The 16,570-nt window shown below is 55.4% G+C and carries 13 protein-coding genes; 5 read left to right on the plus strand and 8 right to left on the minus strand.

Annotated elements, in window-relative coordinates:
- Positions 1-27: 27 nt before the first annotated feature.
- The 5 genes from tkt to X474_RS24555 are packed head-to-tail and all read left to right on the plus strand — an operon-like array spanning position 28 to position 6,027.
- On the plus strand, positions 28-2,022 hold the full coding sequence (gene tkt, locus X474_RS24535; protein WP_044352721.1) for a transketolase: 1,995 nt from the start codon (positions 28-30) through the stop codon (positions 2,020-2,022).
- A gap of 40 nt (positions 2,023-2,062) precedes the next feature.
- A complete protein-coding gene (gene gnd / locus X474_RS24540) occupies positions 2,063-2,962 on the plus strand; it encodes a phosphogluconate dehydrogenase (NAD(+)-dependent, decarboxylating) (RefSeq protein ID WP_044352722.1) in 900 nt (299 codons plus the stop codon).
- 43 nt (positions 2,963-3,005) lie between these two features.
- Positions 3,006-4,577 (plus strand): glucose-6-phosphate dehydrogenase, encoded by a 1,572-nt coding sequence (gene zwf / locus X474_RS24545; RefSeq protein WP_082464628.1) that lies wholly within the window; start codon positions 3,006-3,008, stop codon positions 4,575-4,577.
- Positions 4,574-5,332 carry a 6-phosphogluconolactonase gene (pgl, locus tag X474_RS24550; RefSeq protein ID WP_044352723.1) on the plus strand — a complete coding sequence of 253 codons (759 nt, stop codon included), beginning with the start codon at positions 4,574-4,576 and terminating at the stop codon, positions 5,330-5,332. The genes zwf and pgl overlap by 4 nt, the downstream gene beginning before the upstream one ends.
- 2 nt (positions 5,333-5,334) lie before the next feature.
- Positions 5,335-6,027, plus strand: a complete 693-nt coding sequence (locus tag X474_RS24555; RefSeq protein WP_044352724.1) for an SOS response-associated peptidase — start codon at positions 5,335-5,337, stop codon at positions 6,025-6,027.
- A 65-nt stretch (positions 6,028-6,092) separates the two neighbouring features.
- Here the strand turns inward: X474_RS24555 and X474_RS24560 are convergent, their stop codons facing one another.
- The 8 genes from X474_RS24560 to X474_RS24595 form a co-directional block, all read right to left on the minus strand.
- Positions 6,093-7,553, minus strand: a complete 1,461-nt coding sequence (locus X474_RS24560; protein WP_044352726.1) for a TrkH family potassium uptake protein — start codon at positions 7,551-7,553, stop codon at positions 6,093-6,095.
- Between the two features lie 170 nt (positions 7,554-7,723).
- Positions 7,724-9,085: a Trk system potassium transporter TrkA gene (gene trkA, locus X474_RS24565; protein WP_044352727.1), complete on the minus strand. Its 1,362-nt coding sequence runs from the start codon at positions 9,083-9,085 to the stop codon at positions 7,724-7,726.
- 213 nt (positions 9,086-9,298) lie between these two features.
- Complete coding sequence (locus tag X474_RS24570) at positions 9,299-10,447, minus strand: glycosyltransferase (protein ID WP_231688377.1); 1,149 nt, start codon at positions 10,445-10,447, stop codon at positions 9,299-9,301.
- Between the two features lie 8 nt (positions 10,448-10,455).
- Positions 10,456-11,556, minus strand: a complete 1,101-nt coding sequence (locus X474_RS24575) for a glycosyltransferase family 4 protein (protein ID WP_052515609.1) — start codon at positions 11,554-11,556, stop codon at positions 10,456-10,458.
- Complete coding sequence (locus X474_RS24580) at positions 11,553-12,698, minus strand: glycosyltransferase family 4 protein (RefSeq protein WP_197282267.1); 1,146 nt, start codon at positions 12,696-12,698, stop codon at positions 11,553-11,555. Before X474_RS24580 ends, X474_RS24575 begins: the two co-directional genes overlap by 4 nt.
- A 204-nt stretch (positions 12,699-12,902) precedes the next feature.
- Positions 12,903-14,378, minus strand: a complete 1,476-nt coding sequence (locus tag X474_RS24585; protein WP_044352728.1) for a flippase — start codon at positions 14,376-14,378, stop codon at positions 12,903-12,905.
- Entirely contained in the window at positions 14,378-15,331 is a 954-nt protein-coding gene (locus X474_RS24590) for a glycosyltransferase family 2 protein (RefSeq protein ID WP_044352730.1), read from the minus strand. The genes X474_RS24585 and X474_RS24590 overlap by 1 nt, the downstream gene beginning before the upstream one ends.
- A 65-nt stretch (positions 15,332-15,396) precedes the next feature.
- Positions 15,397-16,569: a glycosyltransferase gene (locus X474_RS24595; RefSeq protein ID WP_044352840.1), complete on the minus strand. Its 1,173-nt coding sequence runs from the start codon at positions 16,567-16,569 to the stop codon at positions 15,397-15,399.
- Between the last annotated feature and the right edge of the window lies 1 nt (position 16,570).

A 16,570-nucleotide genomic window follows, 5' to 3' on the forward strand; every position in this document is an offset into this window, starting at 1 on the left:
TCATGAATCATAATCGGAGAAATCGTCATGCCCGAATCCGGCAAAAAACTGGATCAGCTTTGCGTTAACACAATTCGCATGCTGGCTGTGGACATGGTCGAAAAGGCGAACTCGGGCCACCCCGGCATGCCTTTAGGCGCCGCGGGCATGGCCTATGTCCTTTTCAGCAAGTTCATGCGTCACAACCCGGCCAATCCCGATTGGTCCGGCCGGGACCGCTTTATTCTTTCGGCCGGACACGGTTCCGCGCTTTTGTATGCCATGCTGCATCTCACAGGCTATGACCTTAGCCTTGATGAGCTTAAAAATTTCCGTCAGTGGGGCAGCAAGACCGCAGGCCATCCTGAATACGGCCTGGCCCCTGGCGTGGAAGCCACCACCGGACCCCTGGGACAGGGGTTTGCCATGGGTGTGGGCATGGCCTTGGCCCAAAGGTTCTTAGAGGCTCGTCATCAGGCCGCCGGTAGTGACTTGATGGAACATTACACCTACGCCATAGTCTCGGACGGAGACCTCATGGAAGGCGTAGCCTCGGAAGCGGCCTCCCTGGCCGGGACCCTGGGCCTGGGCAAACTGATCTACCTTTATGACGACAACCATATCTCCATTGAAGGCGGCACAGACCTGGCCTTTACCGAAGATGTGGAAGGCCGCTTCAAGGCCTATGGCTGGCAGGTGCTCAAGGTGGCCGACGGAAACGACCTGGAGGCCATTGAGGCGGCGGTGTGTCTGGCCCGTTCGGACAAGGACCGCCCCTCCCTGGTGATGGTCAACACCCACATAGGCTATGGCAGCCCCAAGGTGGACAGCGCCTCCTCCCATGGAGAGCCCCTGGGCAAAGACGCCATGCCCGCAACCAAGGAATACTTTGGCTGGCCCACTGACCAGCCTTTTTATATTCCCGAAGACGCCCTGGAACAGATGCGGCTAGCCCTGAAAAACGGTCAGCTCTGGGAAGAGCAATGGAACCAGAAACTGGCGGATTTCAAAGCAGTCGATCCCCAGGCGGCCGAGACCCTGATCAGTGAACTAGCTGGTGAAATGCCGACCGGTTGGCAAAAAGCATTGCCTGTCTTTACCGCAGATGACGGCCCCATGGCCACCCGCGCTTCCAGCGGCAAGGTTATAAACTCTTTAGCGCCGGTGCTGCCGAACCTGGTTGGAGGTTCCGCCGACCTGGCCCCTTCCAACAAGACCATGATCGCCGGTTCCGGCGATATGCGGGGCAAAGAGGCTGAATGCGGCAGGAATATCCACTTTGGCGTGCGTGAACACGCCATGGGCGCAATTATAAACGGCATGGCCCTGCACAAAGGCGTATTGCCTTATGCGGGCACCTTCTTTGTGTTCAGCGACTTTATGCGCCCCTCACTACGCTTAGCCGCCCTGATGCAGACCAACTCCACCTTTATCTTCACCCATGACAGCCTTGGCGTGGGCGAGGACGGCCCCACCCACCAGCCGGTGGAGCACCTTATGTCCTTGCGCCTCATGCCCGGCCTCTCTGTGGTGAGACCTGCCGATGCCAATGAGACCGCGGCCGCCTGGAAACTGGCCTTGGAAAAAGAGGGCCCGGTGGCTATGTGCCTGACCCGCCAGAAACTTCCGGTGCTCGACACCGGGGCTGAAAATCTGGCAAAAGGCGCTTATGTATTGAAAGACAGTCTGGAAACGCCTGAAATCGTCCTCATGGCCTCTGGTTCTGAAGTGCATCTTGCCCTGGAAGCGGCAAAAGAGCTGGAGAGCCGGGGCAAGGCCTGCCGGGTGGTCTCCATGCCCTGTTGGGAGGTATTCAGCGAGCAGAGCCAAGAATACCAAGATCAGGTCCTGCTGCCCCAGGTCAAGGCAAAGGTGGCCATTGAGGCCGGCGTCACTCTGGGCTGGGAACGCTATGTAGGCCGGGAAGGCCGCATAATCGGTGTGGACCGCTTTGGCGCTTCTGCACCGGGCTCGGTTGTCTTTAAAGAGCTGGGCTTAAGTGTTGAAAATGTGGTTAACCAGGCCTTGAGCTTGCTTGGATAAAAACTGTCCCTAAAAGGGCAATCACGCAAGGAGGATTGCCATGCAGATGGGAATGATCGGCCTGGGGCGCATGGGCTTTAACATGGCGCTCAGGCTTATCCAAAAAGGCCATGAAATCGTGGCCTATAACCGCAGTCCGGAAAAAATAAACGAGCTGGCCGCCTTGGGCGGCCAGCCCGCTACAGCTCTGACCATCCTCAAAGAAAAGCTAAGGCCTCCCAGGGCCGTCTGGATCATGCTCCCTGCGGGCGTGGTTGATCACCATATCAAAGAATTGAAAAAGCTGCTCGAGCCTGGAGATGTTTTGGTTGAAGGCGGCAACAGCCGTTATAGCGATGATCTCCCCAGAGCCAAAAGCCTTTCCGAAAAAGGCATCCTTTACATGGACGCCGGTGTAAGCGGCGGTGTATGGGGGCTTGAAAACGGCTTTTGCCTAATGCTCGGCGGCCCGGAAAAAGGTTTTAAGCTGCTTGAGCCCCTTCTCAAGGACCTGGCCCCCAAAGGGGGTTATCTGCACTGCGGCCCCACGGGCAGCGGCCATTATAGCAAAATGATCCACAACGGCATCGAATACGGCATGATGCAGGCCTATGCCGAAGGTTTTGAACTGCTTAAAAAGGGACCCTATGGCGATGACCTGGATCTAAAGGCCCTTGCCGGATTATGGAACCAGGGCAGTGTGGTGCGCTCCTGGCTTTTGGAGCTGCTTGAACTCTCTCTCAAACAGGACCCAAGCCTGCAAAAATTAAGAGGTTATGTGGAAGACTCCGGAGAAGGCCGCTGGACTGTGGAAGAGGCGGTCAAATCATCCACACCGGCTCCGGTTTTGACCTTGGCTTTGATGCAGCGTTTTCGCTCCAGGCAGGAAAACACCTTTGCCGATCGGGTGCTGGCGGCCTTGCGCAATCAGTTCGGAGGGCACGCCGTAAAGAAAAATTAAATTTTTCAATAACCCAATCGGTAATAACTCTGGAAGGCTTGCCATGAACAGCGCTGAAACACCTCCCAAACCGGAACCCGCCCTGGTGCGGGAAAAGGCCCATGACAATCCCCCTGCCACCCCGGGCTGCCTGTTGCCTGAGCCTTTGCAAGCGGCAGGCATCGTCATTTTCGGGGCCTCCGGAGACCTGGCCTGGCGCAAGCTGGTGCCCGCTCTTTTCAATTTATATGACTCCGGCCATCTGCCGGACCAATTCTTTATTCTCGGAGTGAGCCGCACCAATTGGGATGACCGGGAATTTCGCGGGCAGATGCAGGATGCGGTGACCAGACACTGCGACACCCAAAGCGGCAAATGCTCTGATTTCCTTTCCCATCTTTACTATCACCGTCTGGAATATGATCAGCCGGAAGACTATAAGGCTCTGGCTACATTACTAAAGCATCTGGGTCAAAAAACAGGGGCAAAGGACAACCTTTTATTTAACTTGGCTCTGCCTCCTTCCCTGCCGCCTGTGGTTTCCCGGAAACTGGCCCAAGCCGGACTATCCCAACCAGGTCCGAACCACCAGGGCTGGATAAGAGTGGTGGTGGAGAAACCCTTTGGCCACGACCTTGAAAGCTCCCGTTATCTCAACCAAACCATGGCTCAAGCCTTTAGTGAAGACCAGATCTTCAGGGTTGATCATTACCTGGCCAAGGAGACCGTGCAGAACATAATCATGTTCCGTTTTGCCAACGCCATCTTTGAGCCGATCTGGAACCGAAATTTTGTGGACAAGGTGGTGATCATAGCCAGTGAAAAACTGGGAGTGGGACACCGGGCAGGCTATTATGAGGGGACGGGAGTATTGAGGGACATGTTCCAAAACCACATGCTCCAACTTTTGTCCCTCACAGCCATGGAACCTCCCTCCATGTGGGCCGCGGACAGGGTTCGGGATGAAAAAACCAAGGTTTTCCGTTCCTTGCGCCCCTTTACTTCCCAAGCCGTGGACCAGCATCTGCTCTTGGGGCAATATGGTGCTGGAAAGGAGATAAAAGGATACCGTCAGGAATCAGGTGTGGCTCAAACCTCGCTAACCCCCACATTTGCCATGTTAAAGGTATATGTGGACAATTGGCGTTGGCAGGGGGTACCATTTTACTTAGTCTCAGGCAAGCGCATGGCCCAAAAAGTAACCCGCATGGTGATTTTCTTCCGGCAAGTCCCCCACTCCATGTTCCGCCAGGTATTGGGGCAGGATATAACCCAAAACCGGCTTTTTTTAAATATTCATCCTGAAGAAGCCATTTCCTTAAGTTTTCAGACCAAAGGGCCTGGTCCGGTTCTTTGCCTGCGTACGGTGCGCATGGTCTTTGACTATGCGGTCGACCCTTCCGGCCTTAGTCTGGGGGCCTATGAAAAGGCCCTTTTGGACTGCATGCAAGGGGAGCAGATGCTCTTTTGGCGGCAAGACGGGGTGGAACTCTGCTGGTCCTTTTTGGAGCCGGTTTTGAACCGGTGCGAATCCTGCGGCGACCGGGCAAGCAGACTGCACACCTACACCCCAGGGTCCTGGGGTCCGGAGGAGGTCAAAACCATATTACCCGACTGGCCGGAACCCGCCCTATGAAGATTTCGATCAAAATATTGGATAATAGGCAACTGGCCATGGAGGCCGCGGAAATAATCCGTCAAAAAGCCCGGGCCGTGAGCAACGGCGGCCGTTTCTTCCTATGCCTTTCCGGGGGAAACACTCCCTTGGATACCTACTCCCACTTAACCGCAGCCCCCTTCAGCAAAAGCATCCCCTGGGGCAGATTCAGGATATTCTGGGGCGACGAACGCCTGGTGCATCCCAAGATGGCAGAAAGCAACTTCGGCCAGGCAGACAGGTTCTTATTGAAAAAAGCGCCTATCACCAGAGCCCACATCCACCCCATACCGGTGGATATTGACCATCCAGTGAGAAGCGCCAGGAAATACGAAGAAAAGCTGCGCCACTTCTGGCCACGGACAGATCCTTTATGGGACTTGGCTCTTTTGGGTTTGGGCGCGGATGGTCATACCGCTTCCCTATTTCCCCGAGACCCGGCCCTTACCAGTTTCAGGCTGGTGGTGCCGGCGGAACCGCCAATCAACACGATCCCTGCCATAACCAGACTGACCCTCACCCCCAAGGCCTTTAACCAGGCAAAATGCATATTGTTTCTGGTGACAGGTTCCGAAAAGGCAGAGGCGGTGGCCAAAACCCTCGCCTTGATCCAGGGCAACCAAACCAGCCAGGACTGGCCGGCGAGCTGCATCAAACCAAGTGGTGAAGTTATCTGGCTTTTGGATAAACCAGCGGCAGAAAAACTACCCCGGACAGAAGAATCGGACGACTAAAAATGTGCGGACGCTTTAGCAGGGACAGAGAGATGGCTGAAGTGGAGAAACGCTTTGGCTTAAATCCGGGGGGGAAGACCCTTGCCCGGCGTTTTAATCTGGCTCCGGGTCAGCAAGTGGAACTCATAGTCAATACAGATGGCCTGAAACTGACCTCTATGAAATGGGGCCTGGTTCCCCACTGGTCCAAGGATCCTGACCACGGTTTCAAGGCAATCAACGCCCGCGCCGAGACCCTGGCCCAAAAACCCAGCTTCAAGGGCCCCCTCAAAGCCAAACGCTGCCTTATTCCGGCTGATGGTTTTTACGAATGGCAAAGCCAGGGGAAAAACAAGCCCAAAACACCGCTCTACTACACCTTGGCCTCCGGTGAAATGTTCGGGCTGGCCGGACTCTGGGATCAATGGCAGGCCCCTGAAGGAAAGGGGTTAAAAACCTTTACCATCATAACCACCCGGGCCAATCCCCTGGTGGCCCGGGTTCATGACCGCATGCCGGTGATCCTGCCCCCTCACCTTGAAAAGGCCTGGCTTGATCCCGAACAGAAAGACCCTGATTTTCTGCTCTCCCTTTTGCAGCCCTATCCGGAAGCAGAGATGCAGGTGCGCCCTGTCTCCGGGGTGGTCAATTCAGTTAAAAACGATTCGCCTGCTTGTATAGCACCGGCCGGAGAACAGAAAAGCCTCTTCGCTTGACAGGAAAAAACGCCCCCGCTACCTGAAAGGCGCGGGGGCGTTTTGGCGACTTCTCAAAAAGGGCCTTACCTACGCCAAAACTCCGGCAAAAAGAGCACCAGCACAGCATAGACCTCCAGGCGCCCCACGATCATCAAAACGGATAAAAACCATTTGGCAATATCCGGCAGATGGGCATAGTTTCCGGCCGGCCCAACCGATCCCAAACCGGGGCCGATATTACCGAGGCAGGCTATGGAAGCGGAAAAGGCCGTGGTGAGGTCCATGCCAAGGGCGGCCAAAAACAGGCTGGCCCCTAAATAAAGGGCCAGATAAAGCCCCATAAAGGCCCATATACCGCCGACAACCTGACGATCCACAATATGCCCTGAAAGTTTCAAAGGGCTCACCATGCGCGGATGCACCAGACGCTTAAGCTCAACCAGGGAGCGTTTCAAAACCAAAAGCACCCGCATACATTTGGGGCCGCCCCCTGTGGATCCGGCAGAACCACCCACAAACATGATGCAGATCAAAAGGGCCACGGCAAAAGGCGGCCACAGGGAATAATCCGCCGTGGCAAAGCCGGTTGTGGTTATTATGGTTGCGGTCTGAAAGGCCGCCAGCCTGAGAGAGTCCAGAACCATGATATCCGCGCTGAAAAAAAGCGAAGCGGTAATGGCGATCACTATGCCCAGATAGAGCACAATATAAAATCTGAACTCCTCGTCTTTCCAAAAGGCGTCGAAACGGCGGCGGAAGGCCATGAAATGCAGGGAAAAGTTCACCCCCGCAATAACCATGAAAATAGTGACCACCCATTCCACATAGGCGCTCCCAAACCCGGCCACACTGGCATTTTTGGTTGAAAAACCGCCTGTGGCCATGGTGGCCATGGCATGACACACCGAATCAAACCAATCCAGGCCTCCGGCCATTAAAAGCAGGGTCTCTGCGAGAGTTATCAGGGCATAAACCTTCCAAAGCACACTGGCCGTATCGGTTATCCTGGGCTGCAGGCGATCCGGAAACGGGCTCGGCACCTCGGCTTTGTAAAGCTGCATGCCGCCCACCCCCACAAAAGGCAGGATGGCCAGGGAAAGCACGATAAAGCCCATGCCTCCCAGCCAATGGGTGAGTGAGCGCCAGAAAAGCACGCCTTTGCCGCAATCCTCCACACTGGTTAGGATGCTGGCTCCGGTTGTGGTGAATCCACTGACTGATTCAAAGACCGCATCGCAGAAGCTGACAAAATCACCGGTAAGGTAAAGGGGCAGCCCACCCATAATTCCGCATGCGGCCCAGGAAAGGCCCACAATGGCCAGGCCTTGGCGCTGACTCAGTTCAGGGCGTTCATTATCCCTGAAGAGCCAATACAAAATACCACCCAGGACCGAAGAGACCATGGCCCCGGCCAAAAAAGCCGACCAGGCAGCTTCGCCATACCAAAGGCTGACGCCCATGGGAGCGAACATAAAAATTCCCATACCGGCTGTAAGAAGCCCCACCAGGGAAAATGTATAAGCCAGTCCCACTTTATCTATCATCCTTAGAGCATCCCCGAAAAAACGGCTGTAAGGCCATAGGGACGCTTTTTGTGTTTTTAAACACAGACCACTGCCGGGCCTTTATCAACGCCTCGAAATGGGTCTGCAATCTTATAATAATAACCCAGAGGCAAGGCCTTTGGCCAAGCCTCTGGAAAAAAGGCAAGCTTTTAGAAGAATTCCAGGCTAACGGTCAAAAGCTTCTCCACTTTGCCCAAGACCTGGCGCAAGAGGAAAATCAAGAGGTGGTCACCAGGTTCAACCACAGTATTACCACTGGGAATCATAACCTCGGCGCCCCTGATCACTGCGGCGACCAAGGCCCCGCTCGGCATCTTGACATCAGCCAGGGGTTTGCCAACCACACCGGAAGTCGGCATGGCTTCCACTTCTATGACCTCGGCTCCTTCGTCCCTCAAGGAAGCCACATTTAACACCTTGCCCTTGCGCAGATAACGCAGGATAGCGGAAACCGCGGCAAAACGAGGGCTTACCACCAGTTCCAGCCCCAAGGTGCTCACCATGGGGACATAACCCAAATGCGCCACTCTGGCGATGGTGCGTTTGGCGCCCAGCTTTTTGCCCAAAAGCGCCATGAGCACATTGCTCTCTTCATCCTGGGTCATGGCGGCAAAGACATCGGCTGCGCCTACGTTTTCTTCCTCCAGAAGGGTCAGGTCCGTGCCGTCGCCGTTTAAGACCAGCACGTCTTTCAGGCTGTCAACCAGCACCTCGCAGCGTTGCTGGTCCTTTTCGATAATGCGGCTTTTGATGCCCCTTTTCCTGGCTTCCTGGGCCACCGCAGAGCCTATGGCTCCGCCGCCGACCACCACCAGATTGCGGACCGGTTCGTTTGACAGACCGAAATGGGCCACTACATCGGCAATGGCGTTTTCACTGACCACTACGTAGGCCAGGTCATTAACGCGCAGGTAATCCTCACCCCTGGGTATGATAACCTGTCCGGCCCTTTCAATGGCCACTACCAAAAAAGGCAGGCCGCCGGAGGGCCGCACCTGGGACATATCCTTACCCACCAGAGGGCTGGTGGCGGGCAACCTCAGCCCCAAAAGCTTAACCTGACCGTCGGCAAAATCCGTAACCGATGAAGCGGCCGGAATGGCCAGGAATTCAATAATCTGATTGGCAACCTCCCTTTCGGGATTGATCACCACATCCACATCAAGGGTGGCCTGACCTTCGTCTTCGATAAACTCCAGATAATCCACATTCCTGATGCGGGCAACTCTGGTGGCCGCAGGCGCCAAGAGCCTGGCAAAACGACAGGCCTGCAAATTGACTTCATCACTGTCGGTGACAGCCACCACCAGGTCCACCTGGTCGATTCCGGATTCACGCAATATCCTGGGGCTGGAAGCCTCGCCCATAAGGGTCTGGACATCCATGGAATCGTTAACCTTGCGAAGCGCCTGGCTGCTACGGTCCACCAGAACCACATTTTGGCCCTCGCGGGAGAGCCTGAGCGCGGTATGGTAGCCTACTTCACCGGCGCCAAGAACTAGGACTTTCATCCAAAACTCCTCGGTTCAACAGGCGGCTGGGAAAACACCTGAATCAACCCCGAAAACTTTAAAAAACTCCCTGCCGAACCTATATTCAATGCAATATTTGCGGGGATTAGCCCCGAAAAAATAATGCGGATGGCATTTTTTTAGTTTACCATCCGCCCACTTCACAAACGATTGCAGCACAGAAGATTAACACCACCCTGACAAATGGTCAACTTACTTGAATTTTATTTCGCACACCTTTAAGACCGCTTCAGCGATCCTTTGGGCAAAGGCCTCTGTGTCAAAGGCCTGGGCATGTTTTACCATAGCCTCTTTTTCAAACAACTCCGGTTGAGACTCCAGGCGATCAAGCGCACCCAGCAGGGAATCCACATTTTGTTCCGCAAAGAAAACCCCGGTGGCAAAACTTTTATCTGAGGCTTCAGGTGGTATCACCGTTTCCAGGGCTCCTCCCTTGCCATAGGCCACCACCGGCACGCCCGAGGCCATGGATTCCAGGGGGGTGATGCCGAAATCCTCTTCCCCGGGGAACAAAAGGGCCTTTGCTCCGGCATAAAGACCGGGCAGATCCTCATCAGGCTGCCAGCCCAGGAACTCCACAGTCGGCCCGGCCAGGGATTTAAGTCTCTCCAGGTCCGGCCCCTTGCCGACCACCTTAAGCCTTCTGCCCGAACGCGAGCAAGCCGCCACGGCCAGGTCCACCCGTTTATAGGGCACCAGAGCGCTCAAAACCAGGTAATAGTCCGTTTCCCCGGCCTGTGGGGTGAAGCGCCCGGCTTCCACCGGCGGATTGATCACAATGGAGTCCCTGGCGTAATGCCGCTTGATCCTTTTAGCCACATGCTTTGAGTTGGCCCAAAAAAAATCAACCTGATCATTTGAACCCACATCCCAACGCTGCAGATGGGGACGCACAAAGGGCATTATCTTGGAAGCCAGCCCCCCCTTGTCTTTCCCAAAATAATCATCATACATATCCCATACATAACGCATAGGGGTATGTACATAGGCCGCATGAGCGGCCCCTGTGGGGACCTTTACTCCCTTGGCCACGCAATGGCTGGAGCTCAAAACCAGATCACAGGGAGGCAGTTTCAGCATCCCGGCGGCCAGGGGGAAAAGGGGGAGGTAATAACGATAATGGCTGTGGGCCAGGGGCAAACGATCGATAAAAGAGGTGTGGATGGGACGATCTTCTATGGTCTTTGAGACCGACCCCTTGATATGAACCAGGGTGTATAAGGGAGCCTTGGGAAACAAACGGCAAAAAACCTCTAAAACCTTTTCACCTCCCCGCATACCGGTAAGCCAGTCATGCACCAATACAACCCTAAGATCCTTTAATTCATCGCAAATCTGCAAAGTGCACCTCATAGAGAGCCATGGGAGGCAATGGTTTTTAAAGCCTTTAAGGCGGTTTCGGCCGAGTTCCGCCACGTGAAGCGGGCGGCCTGTTCAGGGCCCAGGGCAGCCAGACGCTTCATTTCACCAGGGTCTTCTAAAAGATTCATCAGGGCTTGGGCCAGGGGTTCGGGCTCGGGCCCGGTCAAAACCCCGGCTTGGCCAACCACCTCGGGCAGTGATGCCTGGTCGCTTGCCACCACCGGCGTCCCCGAAGCCATGGCCTCCAGGGCGGGCAGGCCAAAACCTTCGTAAAGGGAAGGCATGACCACAGCTGCGGCTGCTCCATAGGCCAGGCGCAATTTTTCGTCATCCAGGGAAGAACTGAAAATCAAATCCCCACCCGTCTTAACCTGGGGGAAATCATCCTGCTTAACTCCCACCAGGACCAGAGCCGGGGCTTGATCAGCCATTTTCCTTTTTAAGATGTCATGGGCCTTTATAAGAGAAAGCAAATTCTTGTGCGGCTTTTTATTGCCCACCCCCAAGAGATATCCCTCCGGCCAGCCCAGTTCATCAAGCGCCTTTTGCCTTTCTTTCCGCTCAAGGGGCTTAAAACGCGAATCCACTCCGTTTGGTGTAATCAGCACCTTTTCGGGCTCCACCTTTAAAAGCTCCACAACATCTTTTTTAGAGTGTTCGCTTACAGTGAAAACCGCCCGGGCCTTACGGGCCGCCGGGCCGACCACAAAGCGGTAATAGTATTTTTGTTTCAGCCCGTAGTCCCCCGCAAACCTGAGGTGGATAAGGTCGTGGATAGTAACCACCATGGGTCCGTTAAACCTGGCCGGGGGACCGAAAAAAGGACAATGGTAAACATCACCCCTTAGGGCGTTAAGTATCTTGGGCAGAGTAAACTGGGCCCTGGGGCCATAGGGGCTCAAGCCGCAGGCAATAGCCACAAGGCGGGGATCTTTAGGCAACAGTTCGCCGTGTTCAGGCTTTACGACCAGCACCCCGACACCCAATTCCTGATCCAGCTCCAGGATGGCCTTGAGCAGCTCCAGGCCGTAGCGGGTCATGCCGTGCATATGCGGGGATAAAATGCGCAGGTCGTAGATCAGCTTCACTTGAAGTCCCTTTCGTTGTAAACCCTGCGATAGACATCCATGGTCTCGCTGGCCGCCTTTTCCCAGGAGAATTTGGCGGACTGGGCCAGCCCCCTGGCCTTTAGATCCCGATGCAGGTCGCTGTCCTCGAGAACCCGCAAAATACCTTCGGCAATGGAATCCTCCAAATAAGGGTCCACCAAAACAGCGGCATCATCAACAATTTCAGGCAGGGAACTTATATTGCTGGTAACCACCGGGGTTCCACAACTCATGGCCTCCAGCACCGGCAGGCCGAATCCCTCGTACAAAGAGGGAAAGATAAAGGCCTCGGCCGCATTCATCAAAATCGGCAGGTCCTCACTCGGCACGTAACCTGTAAAAATCACATCTTCAGACAGATCCACACCGCCTAGGTTGCGGAAAAGTTTTTTGGTGAGCCAGCCCTTTTGGCCTGTAATCACCAGCTTCACAGCCCCCTTAAGCCGGTCGCGTAGAAGCAGGTAGGCCTTCATCAGGCGAACCAGGTTCTTTCTGGGCTCAATGTTGCCCACATGATAGATGAACGGGCCTTCTATGCCGTAACGGCGGCAGGTGTTTTTTAACAGCTGTTCATCCTCCACCACCCGGAAATCCGGTTGAGCCGCCTCATGCACCACGGTTATCTTGTCAGGATCCAGGTTAAGGATCTGGACCATGTCATTTTTGGTGTTTTCACTGACGCTGATCACCCGGTCGGCCCTTTTGACCACTCTTTTGATCAACCAGCGCATGTACATGGCATATTTACGGGGAATGGTGTCCGGAAAAAGAAAGGCCACCAAGTCGTGAATAGTCACCACCTTGGAGTAGGTTCCACCGTGCAAAGGTATCAAGGTGGCCGGGCCGTGCATTACCTGGATGTCTTTCTGCTCCAAGACACCGGGCAGCCAGAAATGTTCCCACATATCACCCAAGGGATGATTTTCATGGGATATCCTGGTTTGATGAGTAAGCTCGGACGGCAAATCCCAGCCTATCTCCAAAAGGTTGTCCCTTTGCCCCACCAAGAGGAATTCCTCTTCCGGAGCCACCTTGCGCAGCCCCTTCAACAGGTGGAGCACATAGTTGCCCACGCCTGAGCGCAAGGCTGTGACAGTCCTGACATCAATGGCGATTCTCACCGCTTCTCCCATTCGTCAAAAAGGGCCTTTGATCTCAAATGTTATATAAGGCGGCCCTGCGGCCAAACGGCCCGGTATGAATGCAAAACAACTAAGCGCGGCCTTTTTTTACAGGCACTGCTTTTTTAAAGCCCGGCGGCCACTACCAGCTTATCCCTTGGCTCTTATTATTGGCAACGTCGCTTTGCCAAAGATTTTCCGTTTTCATTCAGCTTCGCTTCCGGCGGCCTTGGCGGGATTGCGCAGCAGGCCCCACAACTCAATGACTTCCTTTTTGGTGAGCCCCCTGAGGGCAAAGAGGGCCGCCGCATAGATGATAATACCAGCCGGGATCACTAAAAGGACATGCCAATCACCTGCCAGCCACAGGCCGACCCCCATGATCCCGGCCGCCAGGGCCGGGCGCAGGGCCGTACTCAGGATCTCCACCGCTCCCTTGCCCCTGCCTATGAAATAGGAGCACTGGGTGAACAAAACCACCTCGGTGACGCAGGTGGCAAAGGCTGCCCCCATGAATCCGTAGGCCGGGATCAGCCACAGGTTCAACCCCACATTGACCAGCACGCAGGCGCCGGTAGCCCAGGCCAAAAGCCTTTGCCTCCCTTGAGAGGTGAGCATGGCCATCTGCAAAAAATTAAGGAATAAAAGACCCAAGACCGGAGCCAGCCAGATAAATACCGGGCCGGTGGGGCCAAAGCTGGGGCCATATACCAGAGAGGTGATATCCTGACGAACGGTCCACAACCCCACTGCCGAGGGGATTCCCAGAATAAGCATCAGTCTTTGTCCCTGGCTGTAGAGCTTCCTCATGGCCCGGGGGCTTTTCTGGGCCAGGCTGGAAAGCACCGGCAAAAGCGCGGCCGCGGCCATGGCCGGAACCATGGCTGCGGCATCGATCACCCGCACCCCGGCCGCATACCAGCCTATCTCCCTGAAGGTGGCTCCCATGGCCTCCATCATCACAATATCCACCCGGAAATAAACCAGGATAAAAATATTGGTCAGGGCCAAGGGCAAGGACTCCTTGAACAGGCTTTTGAAAAATGCCGGATCCCAGGAAGGGGTAAACCCCTTGAGGGCCTTTAACTTGTAAAGGGAAAGGCAGGCAGCCAGTGCATTGGCTATTAAAAGACCCAGGGCCAGGCCCCAGACCCCCAGCCCGGCGGCCAGAAGGCTGCCGGCGGCCAAAAGGGCCGCGAACCGGCCGGTGACCTTGATCATGGCGTCCAAGTCCATGCGCTCCAAGGCATTGAACCCGGCCACTCCCAAGTCGGAAAGGCCCCAAAAAGACTGGGCCAGGGTCACGGCCAAAATAAGGGCCGTGTCTTCCAGTGGATAGCCCTTAAAAAGGCAAAACCCCAGAATAACTGTCAGCATAAGGCTGAGCAGACTGAGTTTCATTACCAGGAGATTGCCTGCGTATTTGGGGATAAGCGCGGGATTTCGAGCGCAATCCCGCACAAAAAGGGTGTTCAGCCCCAAATCCATGCCGATCTGGGCCAGGGCTGCCAGTGAGGCGGCAAAGGAATAACGTCCGTACTCGCCCGCCCCTATAATCCGGGCGGTAAATATAAAAAGCGCGGCGAAACAGACCCTGGCCAGGGTTTCCCCCAAGGACTTGAATAAGAGATTACGCCCTGCCCGGGCAAGGGGCGAAAGGCGCTCTTCTCCGGCGTCCATCACCGTTTTGATTCGCCGTTCAGCACCTCGCGCACCGTATAGGTTGCCTTGGCCTGGGTCTCGTAATAGGTGCGGACCTGCAGTTCACCCAAAAGACCAATGCTTATAAGCTGCACCCCGACCAACATCAAAAGCACGGCCAGGATAAGGCCAGGCTTGCCCCAAAGAGGCACGGCAAAGAAAAGACGCTGAATTGTATAATAAAGAGCCAAAAGAAATCCCGCTCCTCCGGTGGCCAGGCCCCATAGCCCGAAAAGCTGTATGGGCTTGGTGCCGTAGGAGAGCAGAAACTTAACTGTAAAGAGATCAAGGAGCACCCTGGGCGTGCGGCTGATGCCGTATTTGCTGGAACCGGCGGTGCGCGCCCTGTGGTTTACCGGCACCTCTTTTATCCTGACCCCCACAGCACTGGCTATGGCCGGAATAAAGCGGTGCATCTCTCCGTAAAGCCGGATGCTCTGCACCACTTCCCTGCGAAAGGCCTTTAAGGTGCAACCATAATCATGCAGCTCCACCTTGGTGATCCGGCTGATAAGGCCGTTGGCCAGGCGGGAAGGCAGCTTGCGGGAAAGATAGGCGTCCTGGCGGTCGGCCCGCCAGCCTGCCACCAAGTCATAGCCCTTGTTCAGCTCGGCAAGCAGCATGGGGATGTCCGCGGGATCGTTTTGCAAGTCCCCGTCCATGGTGACAACCACCTTGCCCAGGGCATGGTCAAAACCCGCGCTCATGGCCGCGGTCTGGCCGAAATTGCGCCTGAGGCCGACCACCTTGGCCTTGATATCCTCTTTTGCCACTTCCCTCAAAAGGTCAAAGGTCTTATCTGCGGAGCCGTCGTCCACATAAACCACTTCCCAGTCCAGGCCCAGCCCTTCCATGGCGGCGGTTATCTCATTGTGCAGGTTTTTGATGTTATCCTCTTCGTTGTAAAGGGGAATCACTATTGAAAGATCCACCTGTCCTGTTTCTCCTTGCCAGGCAATATCCGCCTGAAAACGGTTACGCCGGATTTAGCCACGCCTTATAAGGCCAGCGCCTTTTCCAGAACCTCTTCGTAACGGCGGCCGCCGGCTTCCCAGGAAAACTCCTGCTCCACCCTGGCGCGGGCCGCCTCGCCCTTGGCCCGGCAGGCGTCCGGGTCGGCCAACAGATCCAATATGGCCCGGGCCAGACCGGCTGGATCCGGCGTGGGGGCATAGGCCCCGCAATCGGCCAGAAAACGACGGTTGTTATGGTTGTCAAAACAAGCCACGGCCAAGCCGCCGCCCATATAATTTATGATCTTGCCGCTGGCTTCACCGGCCGCATCCACCTTGGGGTCAACCGCCACATCGCCTATCTTGAGATAATCCGGCAATAGGAAATAGTCAACCTGCCCCACAAAAAGGCAATCTTCGGCCACACCGAGTTTCTCGACCAGGGCCTTGCTATCCTCCACCGGATAGCCCACCACCAGAAAATAGGCATCCGGTTTTTCCTTGAGCACATGGGGAATGGCCTCGAAAAAGTTATCCACTCCCTTACTGGACAAAAGAGCGCCGGTATAGAGCACGATCGGGCGATTTTGATCAATGCCCAGCTCCTCTTTCAAATCCGTGCGGCCGGTGCCCTTGAAAAAGCCCATATGCACACCATCGATAATGGTCTGCACCCGGTTTTGGGGAAGCCCCATTTCTTTTTCCAGAAACTCGCTCACCGTCTCATTGGAGCCGACCAGCTGATTGGAGAAACGGCTGATTATCTTCTCCACCAGGCGGAACATGGGACGCACAAAGGGAACTTTGTCCAGCCAGCCATAGGAATCCAGTTCACCGGTCAGGCTGCCCTGCACATCAAAGACAACAGGGATCTTTTTACCGGTGAGCCAGGCGGCCATTTTACCCAGAAGCGCACCCTCGTGCAGGTGGCCGTGGATCACGTCCGGCTTGAAATTGCGCACCGCCTCCATGGTCTTTAAAAGCAAGAGCCAGTCCAGGTAGAACTTGCCCAGGGCGGGGCCCGCCTCAAGCTTGTCATACCATTTAACGGCCTTGGTGCGCCAGGTCGGGACGCCTTCGATATCCCTGCCCAGGTGATAGGTCACCAAAAGGACCTCATGCCCCCGCCTTTGCAGGGCCTGGGCCTCTCCCAGTATTCGCATGTGGCAACCCCGGTCCGCAAAAAAGGGGGTTGGGGCCACGGCTAATATCTTCATT

Source organism: Dethiosulfatarculus sandiegensis, from assembly GCF_000931935.2.
In the GTDB taxonomy this organism is placed as follows: Bacteria; Desulfobacterota; Desulfarculia; order Desulfarculales; family Desulfarculaceae; genus Dethiosulfatarculus; species Dethiosulfatarculus sandiegensis.

Coding starts and splice junctions, on each gene's coding strand:
- X474_RS24595 (WP_044352840.1), bottom strand. CDS start 16,569: ATGAAGATATTAGCCGTGGCCCCAACCCCCTTTTTTGCGGACCGGGGT.
- pgl (WP_044352723.1), top strand. CDS start 4,574: ATGAAGATTTCGATCAAAATATTGGATAATAGGCAACTGGCCATGGAG.
- zwf (WP_082464628.1), top strand. CDS start 3,006: ATGAACAGCGCTGAAACACCTCCCAAACCGGAACCCGCCCTGGTGCGG.
- tkt (WP_044352721.1), top strand. CDS start 28: ATGCCCGAATCCGGCAAAAAACTGGATCAGCTTTGCGTTAACACAATT.
- X474_RS24560 (WP_044352726.1), bottom strand. CDS start 7,553: ATGATAGATAAAGTGGGACTGGCTTATACATTTTCCCTGGTGGGGCTT.
- X474_RS24585 (WP_044352728.1), bottom strand. CDS start 14,378: ATGGACGCCGGAGAAGAGCGCCTTTCGCCCCTTGCCCGGGCAGGGCGT.
- gnd (WP_044352722.1), top strand. CDS start 2,063: ATGCAGATGGGAATGATCGGCCTGGGGCGCATGGGCTTTAACATGGCG.
- X474_RS24555 (WP_044352724.1), top strand. CDS start 5,335: ATGTGCGGACGCTTTAGCAGGGACAGAGAGATGGCTGAAGTGGAGAAA.
- trkA (WP_044352727.1), bottom strand. CDS start 9,085: ATGAAAGTCCTAGTTCTTGGCGCCGGTGAAGTAGGCTACCATACCGCG.